The 24,010-nt window shown below is 53.5% G+C and carries 23 protein-coding genes; 18 read left to right on the top strand and 5 right to left on the bottom strand.

Annotation, left to right across the window (positions count from 1 at the left end; all coding sequences use genetic code 11):
• Positions 1–204 precede the first annotated feature (204 nt).
• From MHH82_RS30710 to MHH82_RS30695, 4 genes are all read left to right on the top strand, one after another.
• Entirely contained in the window at positions 205–1,566 is a 1,362-nt protein-coding gene (locus MHH82_RS30710; RefSeq protein WP_015737815.1) for a spore germination protein, read from the top strand.
• Positions 1,559–2,668, top strand: coding sequence for a GerAB/ArcD/ProY family transporter (locus MHH82_RS30705; protein ID WP_145039375.1), 1,110 nt, complete (start codon positions 1,559–1,561; stop codon positions 2,666–2,668). The genes MHH82_RS30710 and MHH82_RS30705 overlap by 8 nt, the downstream gene beginning before the upstream one ends.
• Positions 2,665–3,774, top strand: coding sequence for a Ger(x)C family spore germination protein (locus MHH82_RS30700; protein ID WP_015737813.1), 1,110 nt, complete (start codon positions 2,665–2,667; stop codon positions 3,772–3,774). The genes MHH82_RS30705 and MHH82_RS30700 overlap by 4 nt, the downstream gene beginning before the upstream one ends.
• Positions 3,775–3,853: 79 nt before the next feature.
• Entirely contained in the window at positions 3,854–4,804 is a 951-nt protein-coding gene (locus MHH82_RS30695) for an aldo/keto reductase family protein (RefSeq protein WP_015737812.1), read from the top strand.
• Here the strand turns inward: MHH82_RS30695 and MHH82_RS30690 are convergent.
• From MHH82_RS30690 to MHH82_RS30675, 4 genes are all read right to left on the bottom strand, one after another.
• Positions 4,801–5,913 carry a diguanylate cyclase gene (locus MHH82_RS30690; RefSeq protein ID WP_036662016.1) on the bottom strand — a complete coding sequence of 371 codons (1,113 nt, stop codon included), beginning with the start codon at positions 5,911–5,913 and terminating at the stop codon, positions 4,801–4,803. The two genes, MHH82_RS30695 and MHH82_RS30690, sit on opposite strands and share 4 nt — an antisense overlap.
• 113 nt (positions 5,914–6,026) lie before the next feature.
• Positions 6,027–7,124: a sensor histidine kinase gene (locus MHH82_RS30685; protein ID WP_015737810.1), complete on the bottom strand. Its 1,098-nt coding sequence runs from the start codon at positions 7,122–7,124 to the stop codon at positions 6,027–6,029.
• On the bottom strand, positions 7,117–7,812 hold the full coding sequence (locus tag MHH82_RS30680) for a response regulator transcription factor (RefSeq protein WP_015737809.1): 696 nt from the start codon (positions 7,810–7,812) through the stop codon (positions 7,117–7,119). Before MHH82_RS30680 ends, MHH82_RS30685 begins: the two co-directional genes overlap by 8 nt.
• A 118-nt stretch (positions 7,813–7,930) precedes the next feature.
• Entirely contained in the window at positions 7,931–8,941 is a 1,011-nt protein-coding gene (locus MHH82_RS30675) for a D-alanyl-D-alanine carboxypeptidase family protein (RefSeq protein ID WP_015737808.1), read from the bottom strand.
• A 198-nt stretch (positions 8,942–9,139) separates the two neighbouring features.
• Between MHH82_RS30675 and MHH82_RS30670 the strand changes: the two genes are divergently transcribed.
• The 11 genes from MHH82_RS30670 to MHH82_RS30620 all read left to right on the top strand — a co-directional run bounded on the left by MHH82_RS30670 (position 9,140) and on the right by MHH82_RS30620 (position 19,673).
• Positions 9,140–9,535: a Fur family transcriptional regulator gene (locus tag MHH82_RS30670; protein WP_009590342.1), complete on the top strand. Its 396-nt coding sequence runs from the start codon at positions 9,140–9,142 to the stop codon at positions 9,533–9,535.
• Positions 9,511–10,329, top strand: a complete 819-nt coding sequence (locus MHH82_RS30665) for a winged helix-turn-helix domain-containing protein (RefSeq protein ID WP_340969303.1) — start codon at positions 9,511–9,513, stop codon at positions 10,327–10,329. The genes MHH82_RS30670 and MHH82_RS30665 overlap by 25 nt, the downstream gene beginning before the upstream one ends.
• Positions 10,330–10,516: 187 nt before the next feature.
• On the top strand, positions 10,517–11,977 hold the full coding sequence (locus MHH82_RS30660) for a catalase (RefSeq protein WP_096775813.1): 1,461 nt from the start codon (positions 10,517–10,519) through the stop codon (positions 11,975–11,977).
• 337 nt (positions 11,978–12,314) lie between these two features.
• Positions 12,315–13,130, top strand: a complete 816-nt coding sequence (locus MHH82_RS30655; RefSeq protein WP_251501239.1) for a uroporphyrinogen-III synthase — start codon at positions 12,315–12,317, stop codon at positions 13,128–13,130.
• A 108-nt stretch (positions 13,131–13,238) separates the two neighbouring features.
• Complete coding sequence (locus MHH82_RS30650) at positions 13,239–13,877, top strand: ThuA domain-containing protein (RefSeq protein WP_009590348.1); 639 nt, start codon at positions 13,239–13,241, stop codon at positions 13,875–13,877.
• Positions 13,878–13,911: 34 nt separating this feature from the next.
• Entirely contained in the window at positions 13,912–14,610 is a 699-nt protein-coding gene (locus tag MHH82_RS30645) for a response regulator transcription factor (protein ID WP_251501242.1), read from the top strand.
• Positions 14,607–15,959, top strand: a complete 1,353-nt coding sequence (locus MHH82_RS30640; RefSeq protein ID WP_251501245.1) for a sensor histidine kinase — start codon at positions 14,607–14,609, stop codon at positions 15,957–15,959. Before MHH82_RS30645 ends, MHH82_RS30640 begins: the two co-directional genes overlap by 4 nt.
• An 88-nt stretch (positions 15,960–16,047) precedes the next feature.
• A complete protein-coding gene (locus tag MHH82_RS30635; RefSeq protein ID WP_036662034.1) occupies positions 16,048–16,674 on the top strand; it encodes a PepSY domain-containing protein in 627 nt (208 codons plus the stop codon).
• 117 nt (positions 16,675–16,791) lie between these two features.
• On the top strand, positions 16,792–17,436 hold the full coding sequence (locus MHH82_RS30630) for a PepSY domain-containing protein (protein ID WP_015737801.1): 645 nt from the start codon (positions 16,792–16,794) through the stop codon (positions 17,434–17,436).
• Between the two features lie 248 nt (positions 17,437–17,684).
• On the top strand, positions 17,685–18,002 hold the full coding sequence (locus tag MHH82_RS30625) for a phasin family protein (RefSeq protein ID WP_009590344.1): 318 nt from the start codon (positions 17,685–17,687) through the stop codon (positions 18,000–18,002).
• Positions 18,003–19,673 carry an ABC1 kinase family protein gene (locus MHH82_RS30620; RefSeq protein WP_015737800.1) on the top strand — a complete coding sequence of 557 codons (1,671 nt, stop codon included), beginning with the start codon at positions 18,003–18,005 and terminating at the stop codon, positions 19,671–19,673.
• On the opposite strand, the gene MHH82_RS30615 is transcribed toward MHH82_RS30620, so the two are convergent.
• Positions 19,670–20,239 carry a hypothetical protein gene (locus MHH82_RS30615; protein ID WP_015737799.1) on the bottom strand — a complete coding sequence of 190 codons (570 nt, stop codon included), beginning with the start codon at positions 20,237–20,239 and terminating at the stop codon, positions 19,670–19,672. The two genes, MHH82_RS30620 and MHH82_RS30615, sit on opposite strands and share 4 nt — an antisense overlap.
• 244 nt (positions 20,240–20,483) lie before the next feature.
• Here MHH82_RS30615 and MHH82_RS30610 point away from each other — a divergent pair, with 244 nt between their 5' ends.
• The 3 genes from MHH82_RS30610 (at position 20,484) to MHH82_RS30600 (ending at position 23,997) form a co-directional block, all read left to right on the top strand.
• Positions 20,484–22,100 (top strand): DEAD/DEAH box helicase, encoded by a 1,617-nt coding sequence (locus MHH82_RS30610; RefSeq protein WP_340969293.1) that lies wholly within the window; start codon positions 20,484–20,486, stop codon positions 22,098–22,100.
• 97 nt (positions 22,101–22,197) lie between these two features.
• The gene (locus tag MHH82_RS30605) at positions 22,198–22,548 is read left to right on the top strand and encodes a DUF3243 domain-containing protein (protein ID WP_015737797.1); all 351 of its coding nucleotides are present in this window, start codon (positions 22,198–22,200) and stop codon (positions 22,546–22,548) included.
• A gap of 195 nt (positions 22,549–22,743) precedes the next feature.
• On the top strand, positions 22,744–23,997 hold the full coding sequence (locus tag MHH82_RS30600) for a hypothetical protein (RefSeq protein WP_340969290.1): 1,254 nt from the start codon (positions 22,744–22,746) through the stop codon (positions 23,995–23,997).
• The last annotated feature ends 13 nt before the right edge of the window (positions 23,998–24,010 follow it).

Raw genomic sequence — 24,010 nt, 5'->3', positions numbered from 1 at the left:
TCCTCCTTGGTTACTATGGGTATCCCCCATAAACTCAGTCTCTTGTCTTCATTATTACCACATGGGAATGATTAGAAACTATGCTGCTCGGAATGATGCTCTTCGAAGTTTTCTGGAGGAATGTAAATATTTTGGGACATTTGTGCAGAACCTAGGGAAACAAGAGGGAGTTCTCGGAAATATAAGAAAATGGGGGATGGTATCATGACCAGCGAACAGTATCTTAACGCGGACCAAGCCAAGAACTGCCTGAAGGAGCAGCTAAACCGCATCGGTGATATCGAGCAGCGCGAGCTGAAGAACGAGGATGAACACGCGCTGCTGGTCTATTTAAAGAGCATGTGCGATCCTGCCATGATCAACGATAATTTGATTAATCGCTTTTATGAGCTGAATTCCTTGGACTTATACGAGCAATTCATCCGCTCCTTTCCATCGAGCACGGAGCCGAAAGATGAACAGGAATTGCTCCGCAATATACTGAGGGGCTGCGTTGCCATATTCATACGGGACACCGTGCTGCTTTTTGACGCTGTCTTGGTTAATGCCAGTTTTATCCAACCAGCCAGTACGGAGAACGTCATTCAGGGACCCGATGATTCGTTTACGGAGAATATCGAGGTGAACCTGAACCTGGTTCGCCATCGATACCAAACCACTGATTTGAAGACGGAATTCATGACCGTCGGCAAAATATCGCAGACCCGGATCATCATTATGTACGATGCGCTCAAAGTGGAAGAAACGGTGCTGCAGGAGCTTAAAAAGCGACTGTCCGAGCTCAAAGCGGATATTGTGCAGTCGGCATCCGAAATCGAGAGACACACGATGCACCCCCGATTTCGGTTGTATCCGACGCTGATGCTGACCGAGCGCCCAGACCGGACTGTCCTGAATATATCGCAGGGAAAGATCGCCGTGTTGATGGATTCAACAGGGTATGCCCTTCTGCTGCCGGCCATATTCAATGATTTCTTTACCGCGATGGACGATAAAATCCAGCTTCCTCCGATCGGCTGGTTTCTCAAGGCCATTCGGTATATCGCCTTGTTTGTAACCGTGCTGATGCCAAGTCTATACGTGGCATTCACTTCGTATAACCCGGAAATATTGAGGATGCAAGTTACGCTTCTCATTGCAGGAAGCCGGGCCACGGTACCGTACCCGTCCTTCTTCGAAGTGATCTTTATGCTGCTCGCGATGGAATTTCTGACGGAGGCCAGCGTTCGGCTGCCCAAAGCGATTGGCCAGACAGCAACCACGGTTGGGGGTCTCATTCTGGGAACCGCCGCTACGGAGGCCGGGCTGGTCAGCAACATCATGATCATTCTGGTGTCCGCGGTTGCCATTACTAACTTCGTCATCCCGATCACGATGATGAGCTCCGGCATCCGCGTTACGAAGTATCTGTTCATCGTGCTTGCGACCTTCTTCGGCTTGGTTGGCATTGTGCTGGGTGTGGTGGCCATGATCATGTACCTCACGAGCCTACGTTCCTTCGGCAAACCTTACTTGAAGATGTTCGCCGTGGATCGGAACAAGAAAGGGGACCAGCGAAGTGGTTAGAAACAAATATTTTTATTACCTCTTCCTGCTCAACGCAACCATCAACCTGATTAATTATGTCCCCCGCATCTTGATTACGGATCGCTTTGACGGTGCGATGATGTCGATCCTCGTATCCATCCCGATCGGGACCCTGATTATGTTCGGCTTCATCAAACTGATTCAGAAATTTCCGGGACAAGGGCTGCCGGAGATTTTCCAATCGGTGATGCCGAAAGGGATATCCGGCATCCTGCTTGTGTTATACGGACTTGCGTGGTATTTCTCCAGCGTCATTACCTTGACCAGCTTCGTGGATATTACCAATCGTTACATCAGTCCGGACGTGTCTCCCTATATCGTTCTGATGGGCTTTCTGGTGGTTGTGGCGCTTAGCGCCAGGCTCGATTCCGAGTCGATTCTTTACGGGTTGGAAATGATTTTGTACATCACCGTTCCCCTGATTGCTTATATGTCATGGCGCGTCTTCAGCAACCCGTATTTCAGCTGGGATGCCGTGAGGCAGATCATTACCCATGCCTGGAATTTACCTAATTACGGGACGGTTGCGGCAGCAACCTATATTTTTACGGGGTACGTGAACATGGTGGTATTCAACCGGATCTTTCACCGATTCCGAGTCCGCCATATTTGGGCGATCGTGGTAGTCAGCATACTGACCCTTCTCGTTTCGATGTTTGCGCCCATCGGGATATTGGGAGCCGCAGGAGCCGGAGGACACGTGTACCCGGCCTTTTCGACGATAGACGCACTCCGGATTCGTTATTTCATCGTTGAACGGATGATTTACGTCTTCTACGTGGCCTATATGTGCCTCTCCCTCGTGAATTCCATCATACACTGGCATGTTGGCAAGGAATTGATCCTGGGGGGCTTCGGTTTAACGGGGGATCAGGGCAAATCGATAGATAAAAAGCGAAAAGTCGAATGGTGGGTCCTGTTGCTCTTTTCCCTTATTACCTTCGGAACGTCGTTAATTGTGAATCAATACATATTGAACGATATGGCGATCGTATTCCTGGACGTCCGGTTTGGGGGCGAGTTCCTGCTTATTGCCATGTTAATCTATGCGGTATGGAAGAAAAGGAGGAAGAGAGCATGAATGGCCTGAAACGAGGGCTGCTCTGTCTCATGTGCTGCTCTTTTTTGTTTCTGTCGGGCTGCGAATTTCGGGATATCGATCTCAGGCTATTCGTAGTATCCATAGGGATCGACGTCTCGGAGAAAAATCCCGAAATGCACCGTTTCAGCTTCAAAATCGCCATTCCTTCGGGTGATCCGAAGACCGGAGACAAAAAATCCCTGCTCATTACGCAGGAATCGACAAGCATTGCGGAGGCGATCCGGGAGGTCAAATCCAAGGTGGATAAGGAGCTTGACTTCGGACATTGCAAGGGTGTGATGTACGGCGAGGCTTTCGCGCGGACAGATATCAGCAAAATCCAGGACTGGACCGTTCGGAGACGGGACATGCAGCTGCTCATGTATCCGGCTGTTGCGGTTCCTACCGCAGAAGCCGTATTGAAAGCGGAACCCCCCACGGAGCGGATCGCCGGGAACGCCATATTTCTGGCGCTCAGCGAAGATGGCACCGAATCCCCTTTTATCTCGAAGACCTATTCCTTCGATCTGAGCCGCCGAATGTTGGAGGAGGGGGAGGACCCGGTTATGCCCGTCGTGGAAACGACCGAAGACCAGGTTCTGAATATCGATAAAGTAGCCTTGATGGACAAGAACAAAGTGAAGTACATCCTGACCCCGGATGAAACCAGGCTGTATAATCTGCTGGACCTCCGGAATTTAAGCACGAATTTCGGAACGAAGATTGGCGGCAAGTTGCTTGAAGTGAACACGGACAGAACCCGGGCCAGATACAAGATCGTAACGGATAAACGGGGGGAAGAAACGATTGATTATAAGATAAGGATCACGGCGATATTGGAGGAGAAAGAGGATCCCGCGCAGCTGGATCCGAGGGATCTGGACAACATCGAAGCGCAATTCAACAAGGAATTATCTCAAGCGGTCAAAAACGTTCTGGAGAAAATCCAAAAAACAGGACTGGATCCGTTGGGTTTCGGCCTCCGGTATGGCGGCACGCATTGGAACAACCGGACGGAGATGGAGGAGTGGGCTGCCATTTATCCGCATGCCAAATTTAATGTATCGGTCAAGGTAAAAATAAAGTCTACCGGCTACAAACGCTAGGCGGGGGATATCTGTTTATCGTACAGGAAGATGTTACAATAAGGATAAGCATCTATCTTGTATGAAGGAGGTTTCACATATGGAATTCAGAAGATTGGGCGGAAGCGGACTGAAGGTTAGCGATATCAGTCTCGGGAGCTGGCTGACCTACGGGGGATACGTGGAACGGGAAAATGCGGTCAAGTCGATTCAGACCGCCTATGGACTCGGCGTCAATTTTTTCGATACGGCGAACGTCTATGCTCAAGGAGCGGCCGAAGTCGTCGTGGGCGAGACGTTAAGGGCATTTCCGAGGGAATCCTATGTGCTGGCCACAAAGGTGTTCGGCAAGATGGGAGACGGCCCGAATGATCAGGGGCTGTCCCGCAAGCATATCAAAGAGCAGTGCGATGCCAGTCTAAAGCGGCTGGGCACCGATTACATCGACATCTACTACTGCCATCGATATCATGAGGAAACGCCGCTTGAGGAGACGCTTCGCGCGCTGGATGATCTTGTCCGCCAAGGCAAGGTGCTCTATGTCGGCGTCAGTATGTGGACGGCGGCCCAGATGGAAGCGGCCTTAGCCGTTGCGGATCGGTATTTACTGGACCGCATCGTGGTGAATCAGCCGCTGTATAACATGTTCGAGCGCAAGATCGAGGAGGAGATTATCCCGCTTGGCGAGAAGAAGGGGATTGGACAGGTCGTATACTCCCCGCTCGCTCAAGGGCTTCTGACCGGCAAGTACGCCTCGAAGCAGGACGTGCCGGAGAACAGCCGAGCGTCGAAGCTTGGAGCCGACCGGCTCAAAATAAACGAAGGTCGCATACAGAAGGTGCAGGCGCTGAGCCTTGTCGCAAGCGAGCTGGACATGACCGTCGGCCAATTGGCCTTGGCCTGGATACTGCGCCAGAACAACGTAGCCAGCGCGCTGGTGGGCGCCAGCCGTCCGGAGCAGGTGGAAGAAAACGTGAAGGCTTCCGGTATGAAATTGTCCTCGGATACGGTGGCTGTCATCGAGGACATCCTGAAGGCGGATCCGAATTAGGAGAGAATCAGGTCATTGATTTCGGGTGCGGAGCATACGCGGTTGCGCCCGCTTTCCTTGGCGCGGTACAGCTCGCGGTCCGCTTGCTGGAGCAGCTCCTTGGCATTTTTGGACCGGATCGTATCGGGGTGCACGGCAGCGCCGATGGACACGGTGATTCGAAGCTTGGCTCCGTCTTCGAGGGTGAAGACGTGGTCCTCTACCGCGGCTCGGATTCGTTCCGCGATCGCGGCCGTCTCGTCGATGGTGGCTTCCGGGACCAGTACCGAGAATTCCTCCCCGCCGTTGCGGGATACCTCATCAAAAGAACGGGAATGATCCCTCAGCACTTTGCTGAGCTGCTGCAAAACGACATCTCCGGCCGCATGGCCGTAGGTGTCGTTTATTTGTTTGAAATGATCGATGTCCACGACCAGGACACCCAGCCGCTCGCTGAAATGCTGGGCTTCGAGGAAGCGTTCCGACAACAGCTGCTCGAACTGGCGCAAATTGTGCAGGCTGGTCAGGTAATCCGTTTCCGCGTTCTTTTTCATCTGCAGGAACAGTTTATTCGAGGTGTTGATATACTCGGTCAGCATGTAGATGACCACCGTGGCCAGCACCGATATGACGAGCTGCTGCGTGAAGACGGTAAACACCTTTTGATGGTTCGGGATGTTCATCCACATAATGAACAAGATGACCAACATGCTGGATAGGCTCATTAGCAGCATTTTGCTCAGACGATTCCAATGGGTGCGGGAGAGGATCCCGCAGACGACGCTGATCAGCAGCATGCCCGCACCTGCAATGGCCGAGGAAGCGGACATGCCGAACAGGATCAGCCGTCCAAGTGCAATCAGCATGCCGGCAATCAAGGACGGAAGCCATCCCAGGTAGGTGGCGATCACCATAATAGCCAGATGCCGCAAATCAGCAAAAAACCGCGGGTCGATGGGGAACGAGTAGTACATTAAAATGATCCCATAGATGCCAAAGAGCAGCCCGGCGTTGATCTTGACGGTGAAGGAGGGCACCACGACACCTGCGACATATTTTTGGGACAGCAGTCCGGATAAGTATAAGAACGTTACAAATATACAAAAATTGGTAAATAGTATATTGGTCATAGGGGATCATTCCTTTCACGTACCCTGCGGTAGGAACGACAGAGCGATGAAGACATTCACCCCTATTTTATCGGAAAATGGAATTGTATGTCGAATGATAAACGTAATTTTTGTTAATTTTCTGGGACCTGCAATGGTAGGCGAACCTCGAACATCGTCAACTCTGTCGTACTGGTCACCTGGATCGTGCCATGATGGGCATCGACGATGGTTTTTACGATGGCCAGGCCAAGCCCCGAGCCGCCGGTTTGATCGGTCCGCGATTCATCTGCCCGGTAAAACCGCTCGAACAAGTGGGGGATGGCATGCTGGGGAATCGGAGGACCGTAGTTGATCACCTGCACGATGGCAAACTTGGGATCCTGCGATACTTTTAAATCCACACGCCCGGCCTCCCGTCCGTGCCTTACCGCATTGGACAGCAGATTCTCGAAGGTGCGCATCAGCTTATCCCCGTCCGATGAGATCATGATTTTCTCCGCGGCAGGCGTAAACACGACCTGTACTCCTTCATGCTGCCCGGTCAATGAAAAGTCCACGGCCAATTGGGCAAGCAGCTCAACCAAATTGATGTCCACACGGTTAATCGGGGAATACCCCATCCGGGTGTACTCAAACAAATCATTCACGAGGCCGCCCAGACGCAGCGATTTATCGTAGGCGATATCGGTGTAATAGCGGAGTTCGACCTCATCCTTGTAATGGTCTTCGTTGACCAGCCGCAAGTACCCGATGATGGAGGTAAGCGGGGTGCGCAGATCATGCGATACGTTGCTGATGAGCTCGTTTTTGGACTGGACCGCCATCCGCTCCTCTGCCAGCGACAGCTTGAGCTGCTGGGCCATTTGATTGATTTGCACGGCCATCTGCCCCAGCTCGTCGTTCGAGCTAACGATGATCGCCTGGTCCAACTCGCCCTTCGCCAAACGCTGCGTCCCCTGCATCAATTGATTGATTTGGCGAATGGTGCCTTGACTTAAGAGAAGCACCATGCAGATAAACAGCACGATGCCGATGATCGTCGGGACGACCGGAAAGCCGAAGAAACTCGACAGCGTGCGTTCCACTCTGAAAAGGGTGTCTACCCAGGGCTCCTTCCAATACTCCCGGCCGATCAATCGCATGATCTGCTGTGCGATGAACAATATGGACAAGGTCAAGGCACCGCTGGCGAAGAACAACGTGATGATCTTCCACTGCAGCTTACGCATGGATTTTGTACCCGACGCCCCATACCGTTTGGATGAGTTTATAACCGAGTTCCTTCTCGAGCTTGTCCCGCAGGTTGCTGATATGAACCATGACCGTATTGTTGGAGACGTAATATTTTTCCTTCCAGACCTGCTGGAAGATATCCTCGGCGCTAAAGATTCTCCCCGGCTGACGGGCAAGCAAGTACAAAATCTCGAATTCCCTGGCCGTCAGGGAGATCGCATGGCCATTGGCCGTTACTTCGTGCGTTGTCCGGTTAATGTCGAGCCCGTCGATCCGGATCCGGTCGCTGTCCCCCTGGTGAAGGTCCACGTTGTACTGGGTGGAGCGCCGCAGCAGCGTTTTGACTCGCGTCGTCAGTTCCAGCGGATTGAACGGTTTAATCATATAATCATCCGCGCCTGTCATGAGCCCCAGTATTTTATCCATATCCTCGCTCTTCGCGCTCAGCATTAGAATGGGAATGGACGAGTTTTCCCGGATTCTGCGGCAGGTGTCGATCCCGTTCAGCTTGGGCATCATGACGTCCAGAATCACGAGATCTATCATTCCGTTGTTCGAGGTCATGGCCTGCAGGGCTTCTTCCCCGTCGTGGGCTTGGATTACGCGGTATCCCTCATTCTCCAGATAAATGGAGATCAGCCCGGATATTTCTTTATCGTCATCTACGATTAATACGCTTCTCATTGATATCCTCCCGTACATCTCCCATGAAAACTATGATTCCTTTAGGAACAGTGTACCCTAAAACAACCGCATAAAGTGCAGCTTTGCCTTCAAAAACTAGGGAGTACTTGCACAATAGCTATTTAAAAAGGCCGGATACGAGATTCGAAAGGATGCCTTGGCGATCGAATCCGTAATCCATCAGCTTCCGGGTTTCCGTAAACCGCTGATCGGCGTCCCCGGTTCCCATCACGACGGAAATCAGCCGGTTTCCGCCCCGTGACGCGGTTCCCGTGAAGCAATATCCGGCCGAGGCCGTATACCCGGTCTTAAAGCCGTCATTACCTTGGTAAGCATGCGGCTCGCCGGGCAGCATGAGATTCGTGGTGTGCAGGGAGAGTTCCTTCTGCGGGACGGGCAAATCCCGCTGGCTGGTTACCTCAAGCAGATCCGGGTGTTTGTTCACCAGCCATCTGGCGAGCATGGCCGAGTCCCGGGCCGTCATGACGGTGTCCCCTTCGGAGGCCGCCTCGGCAAAAGGAACCAGGTCGGCCGCAGGCAAACCGGAAGCGTTGGCGAATACGGTGCGGTCAGAGAGGCCGATTTCCTTCGCCCGGGCATTCATGGTCTCCACGAATCGGGCCTCCGACCCGCCGAGGTGCTCCGCAATAGCAACGGCCGCATCATTGGCCGAATGGATGATGAGTGCTTCGAACAGCTGCTTCAGCGTGTAACGTTCGCCTTCATGCATGCCGATGGCCGAACCGGGTACCTCTGCGGCATATCGGCTGACCGGCACGTTCTCGTCCCAGGCATGTTGCCCGGAACGAACAGCATCCAGCACCAGCAGCTCGGTCATCATCTTGGACATGCTTGCGGGAGGAAGGGGGAGATCGGCATGCATCGCATAGAGCACGCGGCCCGTGTCCGCATGAATCAGGATGGCCGAGCTCGCTTTGATGGGAGGGGGGATAAATACCCTCGCTATGAACACGGCTATCAGAATGACGCCGAACAGCAGCAGCAACAGACTTAATTTCGCGCGTCCCTTGCGGCGGTTCGCACGTTGATGCCGAAGCGTGCCGGTTTGCTGCCGGGATGTTTCAGGGGCTGGAGGTGCTTTGCGGGGATGCTTGGTTATGGATTCCATGGCGCTCTATCGTCTCCTTTGACTGGTTATGCGTCTCATTTATGTATGTTCTAAGTCTAGCCAGACAAACTAAAGTAATTTTTAATTGAATCTAAAGAAATCTTAAAGATTACCAGCAGCGTTTTTGGTGCGGGATATTGACCTTGAGGCGAATAAGATTTATACTTGATCTAAAAATAAATTAAAAGGGTGAATACCTTGAAATCTTTAAATCTGACGACGCAACGCCAAGCGGTGTACGATGTCCTTCGGGAATCGCATGATCATCCGACTGCTGCGGATATCATGAACCGGCTGGTGGAGAAAGGATATAATCTCGCGTACGGGACCGTTTATAATTCCCTGCGTTACTTGACGGATAAACAGCTGATCCGGGAATTGAAGCTGGGCGAGAGCGCGAGTCGATACGATGCCCGTACCGACGAGCACCAGCATATTATTTGTGAAGTCTGCGGCAAAGTGGACGAGGTCATGACGGAGGTGCCAGAGGATTGGGCTGCTACGGTAGCCGGTGAAACCAACTACGTTATCCATCATGCTCACGTCGTATTCGGGGGGGTGTGTCCAGAATGTCAAATCAAACGGAAGAAATGACGGAGCTCGGGAAAGTCTATGCGTTTCCGGATTTCCAATCCGGCAATCTGTATGTGCGTCCCACGACGCCGATGGCGATTGGAGATGCTTGTCCCACCACGCTGCGGGCCGCATTGATCAGCCGTTCTCCGGGGCGCGTTAACGAAATGTTCATAACCTTGACGGAGAACTGCTTCGAGGTCATGATGTTCCGTAAATGGGAACCGCGACTGCAGTCTGCCCTGAACACGGGACTGATTATCGCCGACATGACGGGCTGCCGGAATATGGCGGCGTTCAACAAGGAGAAGGAGCTTCTTCTGCCGGAACATACCACGATTCCGATCCTGTATCTTGTAGGCGAGGAGCTCATGAGCAATGCAGGATCCAACCTGTTGGATGAAGAGCTGATGGTATGGCCGGCCCGTTCCAAAGATACGATGATGTATCAGGTGCAGCGGACGATTCGCTTGTTCTCCCCGGCAGCGGGTTTGTCGGGTGGAGAAGAGGTCATGCGGGGCCTGATCTATAAAGATTTATCGATCGACCGGGATAAAATGACCATCCACCGGGGCAGCACCCCGATTCACTTGACCAAGACGGAGTATCATCTGCTGATGCTGCTGCTGGACAGCGAAGGGGCCGTATGCACGCGTGAGGACCTGATGTGCAAAATTTGGGATACCGATTTTATGGGCGGCAGCAACGTGGTGGATGTCCACATCAAAAGCTTGCGCAAAAAGCTGAACGACAACGCGGGTGCCCCGCGCTATATCGCAACGGTTAGAGGAGTGGGATACCGCCTGGCGGATTAATCCCCTCCCTTTTTTTGTTCATACGCGATTGTCGCAATGATTCATCCGAACTTCATATAAGGCTCATGGAAGGGTCACATAACGCTCACGCGACAATCATGATCCGAGGGAACCTCCGATGATACAATCATTTCATAAATTTAGATTCAGTCTAAAATCAATTATAGAAATGATGGAGGGTTCATAGATGGATAGATTGACAACCAACCAAGGTGCTCCCGTAGGAGATAACCAAAATTCCAAAACGGCGGGCCGCCGCGGGCCGACACTGCTTGAGGATTATCATCTGATCGAAAAAATCGCCCACTTCGACCGTGAACGGATTCCGGAGCGCGTCGTTCATGCACGCGGAGCAGGTGCTCACGGCGTATTTGTGGTCGAGCATGACATGAAGCCGTATACCAAAGCGGCATTCCTGCAGGAAATCGGTCAGGAAACCCCCGTGTTCGTCCGGTTCTCCACGGTTATCCATGGAACCGGGTCGCCCGAAACGGCACGCGATCCGCGCGGATTCGCCGTGAAGTTCTATACGGAGGAAGGGAACTATGACATTGTAGGCAATCATCTCCCGGTCTTCTTCATTCGGGACGCGATCAAATTCCCCGATATGGTGCATTCCTTGAAACCTTCGCCGGAGAGCAACATTCAAGAGCCCGGCCGGTATTGGGATTTCATGACGCTGTCCCCGGAATCCACCCATATGATGACCTGGCTGTTCTCGGATCATGGCACGCCGGCGAACTATCGCGAGTTGGACGGCTTCAGCGTCCATGCGTTCAAGTGGGTGAACAGCGAAGGCAAAGTGACCTACATTAAATACAAATGGGAATCCGTGCAAGGCATCAACACGCTGAATGCAGACGAAGTGGGAGCGGTGCAGGGCAAGGACTTCAATCATGCCACCCGTGATCTTCGCGAACACATCGCTAACGGGAATTTCCCGAAATGGCGCCTGCAGGTGCAGCTGATGTCTCCGGAAGAAATGGATGATTTGTCCTTTGATCCCCTGGATCCGACCAAGACTTGGCCGGAGGATCGTTTCCCGTTCATAACCGTGGGTACGATGACCCTGAACCGTAACCCGCAGAATTTCTTCGCCGAGGTGGAGCAGGCGGCTTTCTCCCCAAGCGCATTGGTGCCTGGCATTGAGCCGTCCGAGGATAAATTGCTGCAGGGCCGGTTATTCTCTTACCCGGATACGCAGCGTCATCGTCTGGGCGCCAATTATTTGCAGATCCCGATCAACTGCCCGTATGCCCCTGTGCGCAATCATCAACGCGACGGCTTGATGAACGTGAATCAAGATCCGTCGCCGGTGAACTATGAACCGAACAGCTATACAACGGGCCCTGTGGAAGATCCGTCCGTTAATGAGAGCGAAGCTCCGCTGAGCGGTCATGTCGTTCGCCAGCGCATCGAGAAAACGGATGACTTCACCCAAGCCGGCGAATTGTACCGTTCGTTTACGGAGCAGCAGAAGGATCATCTGCTTCGCAATCTGGTTGATGACCTGAGCCAGGTCAAATCCGACATCCAGCTCCGTGCCGTATGCAATTTTTACCGTGCAGACGCCGAATATGGCGCAAGACTTGCCGCAGGGCTTGGCGTAGACCTGAGCGGATTCATTCCGGCCGGTCAGCCGAAGTAACACGATGCAAGCATATAAGAGCCCGCCATCCGGTTTCCGCTGTGCAGGATGGAAGGCCTTTATATAGACGGCGATCCATGGTCGCCGGCCAAAAGAGGTACCCGCATAAATGGGTGCCTCTTTTTTTCATCCACTGAAATATATAAGTGGAGCAGCAAAGGAACGACTATTCCTTTGCTGCTTTTTTGCATGCGGCAGGAAAGGGGGGCTTTTTGGAAGAATAAGACCTTAGTGGCTTTATCTATGGGAACATGGCCTTTATACTGGAGTCAGCTGCTAGAAGCTATACGGCATGAAGGTTGCACAAGCTAGAATTTAAGAGAGTGAGGCATATATCATGGCACAGCATATGAAAGATCGGGTTGTAGCCTTGGCAGGCCCGCGCAAAGCGGCGGACATGGCCAAGCTGGTGGAGAAGATGGGAGGCACGGCGGTGCTTCGCCCGGCGCAGGGGACGGTATTTTTGGATGATGAAGTGCTCCGGCGTTCCATCGAAGCTTGGCTCGAGGCGCCTGCGCCGTGGGCGATTTTTACGACGGGAATCGGCCTGGAGGCCATTTACGATACGGCCGAGCAGATGGGCCTGTTGGATACATTGAATGAAACGCTGGAGCGCACCTCGATTGCGGCAAGAGGGTACAAGACCGCGAATGCTCTGAAAAAACGCGGTTTGGCACCGGTCGTCAGAGACGATGACGGCAGCACGTCCGGACTGATCCGGTCGCTTGCGCCGCATGACTTGTCGGGTCAACGCGTCATTCTGCAGCTGCATGGCGAGTCTGCGCCTAAGCTGGTCGATTGGCTTCAGCAACGGGGAGCGGAGGTGCAGCAGATTCTGCCTTATAAGCACATTCCGCCGCTGGAGGAGGATATTTCCCTGCTCGTTGACGAAATCGTTGGCGGCAAGGTTCATGCGGTTGCTTTTACAAGTGCGCCACAGTTTCGTTTTCTTGCGGATTATGCTCGTGCCCATGGCAAGCTGGAAGCCGTGCTGGAGGCGTTCCGCGGACCGGTCGTGGCGGCGGCTGTCGGCAAGGTGACGGCTCAGGGACTCCGGGAGGAAGGCATTGAACGCATGGTGGTTCCCGAGGAAGAGCGAATGGGCAGCATGATGGTGACGCTTGGCCGTTATTTTGCTCAAAATCAAGAATAATGTCATGATATAACGTAACGAAGCTAAGGATTTCGATCCATTCCAGCTCGTCGATGCATGTTCCTCAGGTTCATGTGAAATATTGAGTAGTAAATAGGAGGATGACCGATGGATAAGAGAAAAGCATTGCTGCTCGGCAGCTACACGCACCCGAAGTTTCATCCGCTGCAAGGCATAGACAAACAGATCACGCATCTGCTGAACGACATGTTCACCGTGCAGTGCACGGAAAACCATAAAATGCTTCATGAAAGCAATCTCTACCCTTACGAGCTGTGCATCGCCTATAGCGACTTGTGGGACGAGCGGGTTTCGCCGCGGCAGACCGCAGGCCTGCTGTCCTACGTTAGCGGAGGCGGCGGCTTGCTCGTGATTCATAATGGCGTTACCTTGGCAAACCGTTATGAGCTGGCGCAGCTGATTGGCGCCCGTTTTGACGGGCACCCGCCGATGGAGAAGCTGTATTTCGTTCCGGGGGAGACCGATCACGATATTACGGAGGGCGTTGAGCCGTTTGTGCTGGACGAGGAGCCTTACCGGTTCGTATTCAGTCCGTTCACGGAAAAAACCGTGCTGCTGCATTATGAGTACGAAGGCAAGCAGTGGCCTGCCGCCTGGTGCCATACGTATGGCATTGGACGCGTGGTCTTCTTGATGCCGGGCCATCATGAGCCGTCCTTTCTCCAGCCTCAGCTGCGTTTAATGATTACGCAAGCGGCCAAGTGGGCGGCGCGCGTTCCGGGTTAAGGCATTTCGAAATGATCGGGCAGGAGGGACGCGCGTGAGCGGGAAGATACTAATTGTTGAGGATGAAGCGAAAATATCCCGTTTGCTTGAAATCGAGCTGGAGAGTGAAGGATACCAGGTCACCAAGGCGGATAACGGGCTGGATGCGCTTGAGGCATACCGCAGCCAGGAGGTGGATCTCATTCTGCTGGATGTCATGCTTCCGGGTATGAGCGGCATCGAGCTGCTGCGGCGGATTCGTGCCCATGATTCCCATACGGCCGTGCTGCTGCTTACGGCGAAGAGCTCCGTTGAAGATAAGGTATCGGGGCTGGATCTTGGAGCCAATGATTATATTACGAAGCCGTTTCAGATCGAAGAGCTGCTGGCTCGGATTCGTGCTGCACTACGGCTTCAAGGAAAGCCTCATCCGGAAGAGGAACCGGCTGGGGAGTGGCTTACGGCCGCGGATTTGAAATTGAATGAAGGCACGCGGGAAGTGATTCGCGACGGCAGAAGGATCGATCTGACGCCGCGTGAATTTGACTTGCTCGTCTATTTGCTGAAGAACAAGCGGCAGGTGCTGAACCGCGAGCAGATTCTTGCTGCCGTGTGGGGCTACGATTATTACGGCGATACCAACGTCGTTGATGTATACATACGTTACGTCCGCAAGAAAATCGATTATGGCGGCACGCAAGAGCTCATCCACACCGTTCGCGGCGTCGGCTACGTGCTGAAAGAAACCCTATGAAGCTGAGCAGCAAAATCCATCTCTATTCGTCGGTGCTGATGGCCGCCATCCTGATTTTCATGAATTTATCCGTGTATTACGTGTTCAGCAAAATGACGGTGGACAGCCAGCTGGAGCAGGCGGAAGCCGAGGCGGGAAGCATCGTCAGAAGCATTGCGCATTCTGCCGCGACCATTCCCATTGACGATCTGCTGCGAAGTTATGTCCCGGCTGACGGAAAGATTCAATTCGTCCCGGCTGACAGCAAGGCCAAGTCTCCTTACGTGACCTCCTCCGGCGAGGATATGGATGAGCTGAAGCTGCCTTATAACGCCAATAAGCAGGTCGAGCAGATCCGATATGAAGGAATGCGTTATGTGCTGGTGTCCCTGCCTGTCATTTGGAGCGACGGGGCGGTATACAACATCCAAATTTCCCGCAGCCTTGCCGCTACGATGGAGACGCTGCAGGTGCTGCGCATTGTGCTGGTGGCCGTAACCGCGATCGCTTTGGTTCCGGTCATCATTTCGACGCGGATATTGGGGCGTTTAATCGTGCAGCCGATTACGGCCTTAATCCGTACGATGCGGGAGATTCGGCAGAGCGGAAGGTTCCGTCGGATCGAGCTGAAGGAAACATCCAAGGATGAGCTGGTGGAGATGGGGGCTGCGTTCAATGACATGATCACGCTGCTGGAGAGCAACCATGCGAGGCAGGAACAATTCGTGTCCAACGCTTCCCATGAGTTAAAAACACCGCTCACCATCATCGAGAGTTACGCCAGTTTGTTGAAGCGGCGAGGCCTGGATCGGCCGGAGCTGTTCATGGAGTCCGTTGAAGCGATCCATTCGGAAGCGATCCGGATGAAGGAGATGACGGAGCAGCTGCTGCTGCTTGCCCGCAACCAGGACCAATGGCAGGTCGAGATGGAGCAGGTGGATCTCGCAGCATTATCGGAGTCTTCCGCTCGCGCATTTCGCGATGCCTATAACCGCACGGTCGAGGTTGAAGCCGACAGCGAGGTTCTGGGCTGGACGGACAGCCGCAGGCTCAAGCAGCTCTTGTTCATTCTGCTGGATAATGCACGCAAATACAGTGACGAACATATCGTCATCCAGGTGGGCAGAAAGCCGTCGGAGGTATATATCCGGGTCATCGACCGCGGAATCGGCATTGCCAAAGAAGAGCTGGAGCACGTCTTCGACCGTTTCTACCGGGTGGACGAAGCCCGTACCCGCCGGGGCGGGGGAGCCGGCCTTGGATTGTCGTTGGCCAAGGATATCGCGGAGGCCATCTCTGCTGAGCTGGAGCTGGAAAGCCTGCCCGGCGTGGGCACAACGGCCACCATTCGGCTCCAAAAATCGAAATAACCGTCAGCAGCCCACCGTTTTCTCATCGAATTCTAACCATGCTGCGCTATACTGACGGTAAAGACCGAATGGGTTGCGAGGTGATTCAATGCGTAAAAAAGTGAGTGTGCTGCTGGGCGTCATTATCGTGGTAGCCGTCATGATCATCGTGAATGCGGTATGGAGTCCGTTTACCCGTTCGACGGAGGCGATGTCGCAGGAGGAAGCCGTAAGCGGAGTATTGAAACAATATCCGGACGGTGAGATTACAAAGGCAACGCTGGATGGGGAGATGTACCGGATGGAGCTGGAGTCCAATTCCGGAAGGTATGAGATGACGGTGGATGCCCGTCAAGGCGATATCGTGTCCATCAAGCAGCTGGACAAAGCGCCAGCGAAGCCAGAGCCGGAGCCCGGCGAAACCAAGCAGCCGACCGACAATCCAAGCACGACTCCTGCGGAGCCCGCTGAGAATGGCGAGAAGGGATCAGCGGATGGTGAAAGCGGAACTGCGGAGCCGCCTGCAACGATGATCACCAAAGAGTACGCGATCAAGCTTTCTTTAGAGAAGGTACCGGGAACGGTAGAAGACGTGGAATATCGCGAGAGCAAGAGCAGCCGTTACTATCTGGTCGAGATCGAGCGGGAAGATGGGCGTGAGGCGACCATTCAGGTCCACGCGATTACCGGCAAGATCATGACGGTGACTTGGGATGACGAGGATGACGATGAATAGATTAGAGGCCTATTTGCATTTTCTCATCGTTTTCTAATCTTTCTCTCCGAAAGCTCTCATGTTGAGACGGTATATTGGGTTTGTAGAGATCACACAGAGAGTTTGAGGAGGCGTAAGATGATGAACAAAAGAACATTGTGGGCAGGCGCGCTGTCCGTAGCGATCGCGGCAAGTGGAGTATACGGCTATAGCGCCGTGCAGGCTGCAGGATCAGGACAAACAACGCCGGCAGGAACCCAAGCAGCGGCCAAACAACAGAAGCAGCTCATTGGAATGGAAAAAGCCGAACAATTGGCACTCGCTGCTGCCAACGGTAAAGTGGAGAGCATTGACATTGACCGTAAAAAGGGCAAGTTGGTGTATGATGTTGAGATTCAACAGAGCAACCGGGATGTCGATGTATGGATTGATGCCTACACAGGCAAATCCCTTGGCGTAATAGTAGATCGGGATGATGACGATGATGACCGTGACAGCATTCCGGGGAATCTGATCGGTGCCGGCAAGGCATCCGCGATCGCTGTCAAACACGTCAAGAGCGGGACAGCCGTAGAGGTTGATCTGGACCACGATGACGGCCGGTGGGTGTATGACGTCGAAGTGAAGACGGCCAAAGGCTCGTCCGAGGTTGAGATCAACGCGGTCAGCGGCAAAGTGATCAAGGCAGAATACGAGAAATACGACGACCATGACGATGACGACCACGATGACCATGATGATTGGGACCATGATGATCACGATGATGATCGGGATGACGATTAAACCGTTCTTCATCTGCGTAGGATAGCCGTATCAGCGAACAGCACGGGTTTTAACCCGGCTGTTCGCTTTTTTGTCATGGCATTAGTGCATTCCCGCCGTCCCATCCGGTTGGCCCTCATATTTCATGTAAAATCAGGGGAAATTGATAAGGGAGCTTCTCGATACTTAGAAAGCAAGTCCAAGGATAGATGTTTTTGCCAGCGTTAAAGGTTATAATGGAACCAGACAACGACCGGGAGGGATATATCGTGAGTGATCTTTTTAAGAAAGCCATCTCGTTAGGATTGGGCCTTACCGTGGTCAGCAAGGAAAAAGTAGAGAAAATCGTGGATGATCTGGTCAAACGCGGGGAGCTGGCTCCTGCGGAATCCAAAGCGCTGGTGAACCGCCTCGTCGAGCGCGGCGAAGAGGAGCAATCCCAGATCAAGTCATATATTTATGAGCAGGTGCAGCGCGTGTTGTCCGATCTGGATGTTCCCAAAGAGAGCGATGTCGCCAGCCTGGAACAGCGCATTGCCGCTCTGGAGAAGAAGGTTGTAGAACTGGAAGGATCGCGGCAGGAATAGATGGCGGTCCGAATTCGACATGCCGGACGTTACCGGGAAATCGCCATGGCGCTCATGCGTCATGGCTTTGGCTATATGGTGGAGGAGATGGGACTGTTCCATGTTCTGTCGCTGCCTGTCCGCTGGAGCTCCAAGGAGCAGCCGGAGACGATTACGCTTGGGGAACGCATTCGGCGAGTGCTGGAGGATCTGGGGCCTGCCTTTGTGAAGCTGGGCCAATTGGCGAGTACCCGATCGGACCTGCTGCCAGACCATATTATCCAGGAATTGGTCAAGCTGCAGGAACGGGTGCCTCCGTTCCCTTCCGCCAGCGCACGGGAGCTGATTGAACAAGAATGGGGCATGCCGATCGATGACGTGTTGAGTGAGTTTGGGGACAAGCCGTTGGCTGCCGCCTCGATCGGGCAGGTTCACGCCGGGAGGCTGAAATCCGGAGAGCTTGTAGCGATCAAGGTGCAGCGTCCGGGCGTGGCCCGCATGATCGGCCGCGACTTGGAAATCCTGCGGGATTTAATTTCGATTGCCGAGCGCCATTGGGAATGGGTGAAGCAGTACCGCGTGGATCGGATCGTCGACGAGTTTGCCAGAGCGATGATGGCGGAGCTGGATTACAGCCATGAAGCCCGGAATGCGGAGAAGATCGCATCCCGGATGACGGAGCAGGAATTTGTCCATATCCCGCGGATTTATTGGGATTATACGTCATCGAAGGTACTGATGATGGAGTATGCCGAGGGTCTTACCTTAAGCCGCAGGCAGGAGATTGTGGCCAAGGGGCATGATCTCAAGGCGATCGCCGAGCATTTGACCGACGGCATGCTGCAGCAGATTTTTATTGAGGGCTTCTTTCATGCCGACCCTCATCCGGGGAACCTGCTGGTCAGGGAGGACGGCAAGCTGGTCTTTCTGGATTTCGGGCTGGTGGGTCACCTCAGCGAAGATATGAAGGATCATCTGTCAGGACTTATTATTGCATTGATGCGGCGGAATTCGGAAGGGATGATCCGGGCGATTTCCAGAATGGGTTTGATTCCGGACGATTGCGATATGGATGCGCTGCGGTCGGATATGGACCGTCTGCGGGAAGAGTATTATGACGTGCCTTTTGCTCAAGTGCGCATCGGCAAGGCATTGACCGATCTGTTTGCCGTTGCCCAGCGGCACCAGATTATGCTGCCTCCCGATATGACGCTTCTTGGCAAATCATTGCTGACCCTGGAAGGGGTCATCGAGATGTTGGACCCGAGCCTGAGCATTATCGATATGGCGGAGCCTTTCGGAAGGAAGCTGCTGAAGAAGCGGTACAATACCCGCCGGATCAGCAGGAAGGTGCTGGATGGGGTGGCGGGGCTTGCCGAGAGTTTGCTCGATCTGCCCGGTCAAGCCCGGCAGCTGTCGGCCCTGATCAGCAAAGGGAAACTGCGGGTGGAGATCAGCGTTCCGGAACTGAAAATGCTGATGCGCAAGTTGGATCAGATCAGTAACCGGCTGTCCTTCAGCATCGTGCTTCTGGCTTTCAGCATCATCATGGTAGGGCTGATTATCGGATCGTCGCTCAGCCGGGAGCCGATGATGATATGGAGCTTCCCGGTGATTGAAGTCGGATTCATCGTAGCCCTGCTGATGGTGGCATGGCTGCTGTACGCCATATTCAAATCCGGCAGGTTCTAGCCTGCCGATTCGGCTCTTGTCCGTTTGCGCTGCTGCATCCAGGCCTGGACACCGATCAGGATCCACTCTATGAGATGGAAAAATACGGCGATGACCAACGATTGCAGCCAGCCCTCCACGGGAATGGCGGGCACGATCAGAGAGGCTATGTACAGCAACATCGTATCGGTCACGACTGTCACTGCCTGTTTCATATAGATGGAGGTATCCTTGCGAAGCAGAAGCCGCAGCAGGGCGATGACCAATGGATGTATGAGACCTTCGAAGATCAGGAACCCGACCAGGACGAAAAGCGAAAAGCCGAGCAGCACGCCTTGGCCGTCGTATGCAAGCGTTTCGCCTGTTCTTGAAGGATCGGGCATGGGGAACCACTGGGCATACAGCATGGAAAAGAGCTCCAATGGCATAATGATAAAGGCCGACAACAGCGGAATGAGCCACAGCTTCTTCCGGAAGGGAACGATGGGCTCCCCGTCGCGTCTTGAAATATAATTCATCATTAGATTGATAAGGCCGAATAGGATCATCAAGATCAAGGCTGTCAGGATGAGCTGTAGGATATGCATATCGGGGACACCTCCTCGCTGGTGTATACTGGATTTCTATATCATTGACATTACCAAAGTCAGGGTCGTTTGTCAGTTTTCTGGCGAAAATAGTGAATGGATTCAAACCATATCTTCATTCACTGGACACATAAGGGAAGCGCCCTGTTCTTCTAAGAACGAATGGTATCGGCCTTTTGTTGGGATTTTTGTAATGAAAATATGTTGGTTTTGTTTGCTGAATCGAATGGATTGAGACCATAAGATGATAAATAAATTAAATGAGGTGGAACGTTTGCCGAACTTTCAACAGCTGGGCATTGACGAACAAAGAGTACGAAAACTGAAGGAGCAGGGAATTACGGAACCGACTCCGGTACAGCAAGAGAGCATTCCGCTGCTGCTGCAGGGAAAGGACGTCATTGCCCGGGCGAAGACCGGCACAGGCAAGACGCTGGCTTTCATGCTGCCGATTCTGCAGCATATCGATCCCAAGCGGGCGTACCCGCAGGCGCTCATCGTTGCGCCGACACGGGAATTGGCATTGCAAATTACGGAAGAAGCCAAGAAGCTGACGGCAGGAGAGCCGGACGGCATCAAAATTCTGGCGGTCTATGGCGGGCAGGACGTGGAGAAACAGCTGCGCAAGCTTGAAGGCGGACGCCAATTGATCATCGGTACGCCGGGCCGGCTGCTGGATCATTTGCGCCGGGGCACGTTAGAGCTTGGCGGCGTGAAGCAGCTGGTGCTGGACGAAGCCGACCAGATGCTGCATATGGGCTTCCTGGATGAGGTGGAGGCGCTGATCCATGCGCTTCCGTATCGGCGCCAAACGATGCTCTTCTCGGCGACGATGCCTGCCGGCGTGAAGCAGCTTGCCGGCAATTATATGAATCAACCTGTCGATATCGTGATTAAGGGGGCTTCCCCGATCCCGCTGGAGCAGATCCAGCAGGTGGTGGTCGAGTGTACGGACCGCTCCAAGCAGGATGCCTTACGCGCAATGATCGAAGAGCATAATCCCTTCCTCGCGATCATCTTCTGCCGGACGAAGCGCAGAGCCACCACGTTGAACGAGGCGCTGTTGGCCCATGGCTATCAATCGGACGAGCTGCACGGGGATCTGTCCCAGGCGAAACGGGAAGCGGTAATGAAGCGATTCCGGGAAGCCAAGCTGCAGCTGCTCGTTGCAACGGATGTTGCCGCGAGGGGGCTGGACGTCGAAGGCGTTACCCATGTCTTTAACTACGATATGCCCCATGATGTTGAAAGTTACATCCATCGTATCGGCCGGACCGGACGGGCGGGGGGTAGCGGTATGGCCATCACGTTTGCGGCCGGAAAAGACCTTAATGATCTGCAGCGCATCGAAGAAGGGATCTCCCAGCGGTTGAAGCGAGTACGCTATGACTCTGCCGCCGGAAGCCTTCGGGAAAGCTCTGGCGGCTCGGGCAGGGATACGGGCCGACCGAAGAAAGCAAGAAATGTCTCGTCACTTGAATCCGATAATGAACGTGGTCAAGGCAGAAGCCGTGCCGATCGGGGCACGGGTTCCGGGCGTAGCCGCGGTAACGAGCAGGGTAGGGGAAGGGCAGGATCATCGCGCAGGGATGACCGCGATTCGGGCCGGACAGGAGGCCGTACCGGAGAGGGTCGAGGACCATCGGCGGCCGGAGGCCGAGGCAGCGGCGCGCGTGAAGGCGGTCGTGCAGGCGAGGGCCGCGGACCGCAAGCCGGAGCACGAGGCAGCAGCCGCGGACCGTCCAGAACCGAGGGGCGGGGGAATCTCGCCGGCCGCGGCGGACAAGGCGGAACCCGATCCTCCGAAGGCCGCGCTGCCAGAGGCCAAAGCGGTGGACGACGTGGCGGTCGGAGCCGCTAGGGAGTTCAAGGTAAATTTTAGGAAGTCCTCTGTTTCAATCCGAAGGATCACGTTTAAGTAGAGATCGTTACCCAGTCAATGACAAGGAGGCGTTACCATGTCTGAACATAATCATGTGGTGAACAAGAACGGTGAGCTGGATGTGAGTAAGGTCGATGACGCTATGGACCGGATTGACGACAAGGAGAAGGAACGGATCCTGGCTGACTTCGATGCCTTTCAATCCTATTTGAACAAACGAATTCAGCTTGCCGAGAGCATTGGCTTGAATGAAGAGCAGCTGGCGCAGGCGGCAGAGAAGGTAGCCGGATACCTCGCCGCTAACGAGGAGCCCCGCAATTCCGAGGAGAAACTTCTTCAGGAGTTATGGAAGGTCGGAACGCAAGCGGAGCAGCATCAGCTGGCTCATCTGCTGGTTAAGCTGGCTCAAAACCGTACGGCTCAATAAGGCGAAGCGTGAGATGAGGGTCCTTCCCCGGCCGACTTGCCGGGGAAGGTTTTTTTGGTTCGAAGGCAGGAATGAACATAACTATAGGATGAAGGGCTTGATATTAGGCTTTATACATAATATGATTTCCAATGTCTTTATTCCATCTGTTGGATTGGGTAACATCGAAAGAATAAAGGAGGAGGCGCTGCCTGAATGTCTCTGGTGATTCATGAGCAGAGAAAACCCAAAATGCAGCCTTTTTATTGGGTGCTTACGTTCGAAATGCATGTGCTGGGCATTTTGCTGGGCCTGGCGTTTACGATGGGGCCTTTGATTATGCTGTACTTCTGGGCCAACGTCTGGACGTGGATGAGTCTGGCGGCTATACCCGCCGGTATCTTTATGGTGATTCGACTATCCAAGAGTCTGAAAGGGCATATCTGGAATAATACGCATCTGGACGAATATTTGTTATACGAAGACCACATTGAATATGAGCGATGGAATCCCGAGACGAAAGACTCCTTGAAGGGGAGCCTTCGGATTGGCGACGTAAAGGAAATATATTACGGGCGATATATTTTTCAATTCAGTTATGCCTATAAAAACAGCAAAATGACCGAGTCGGTGCCTATGGCGGAGTTAATGCCTATCATGTACCTTGTTGCTGGGGAAGGGACGGCTGAACGGGCAGTGGCCGTTCCTTTCACGGATCCGATGGAGGCGAACCGATGGCTGGAGGTCGTCGGCAGACGAGGGATTCCTTTATATCTGACATCCGTTATCATCCAAGATTTGGGGGATGAATCGGTGGCGTCATTGCTTCGCGAAGACGAGGATTTAGAGCGTGCCGAATTTGACGGGAATATCGAGCGACAATTCCGTCCGTATCTGGATCGCCTTGTACAGGAGAACGAGGAGGAAGACAGGGAGCTGACGGAGGAGGAACTGGATCAGCTGGAATACGAGATGAAGCTCCTCGAATACGAAGAAGCGCTGCAAAAGCGAAGATCGGCTTTTCGTGGAACCGGTTTGCTTGCTTGGCTGGTTTTCCCGGTTCAGTTCGCCGTCGGTTTTTGGCTGACGCGCCAGGCGGAGCTGGGTAACGCGGACCCGGAACAGCCGCTGTACCCCATTCTTCTTGTTGCGCTGTCGGCGATCCTGTTCTTCTTATTGGTGAAATGGATGCGCTGGTTACAGATCATCATGTTCTCGCTGGTTACTTTTATATCGTTTATGTTTCTGGACTTCTCGGAGATCGAGACCGATCCTTCCTACCAAATGTCCAGTATGCTCCTTGCGATAGCCATGCTGTCGCTGCCTGTGGCGGCTCTCTTCTATTTGGGAATCCGGTATGTGCGCAAAGGGTGGGATGCGAAGAATCTTCCGCCGATGCCGGGGCCGTACCAGCCTCTTACGGAAAACGATAAGCCAGGGTTCGAGTCTGGAGACCGGCTGTCAACCTAATACGAAAACGAAA

Source organism: Bacillus sp. FSL K6-6540, assembly GCF_038007545.1.
Note: the sequence above shows the minus strand (reverse complement) of the source record. Positions and strands in the feature narration are given on the sequence as shown.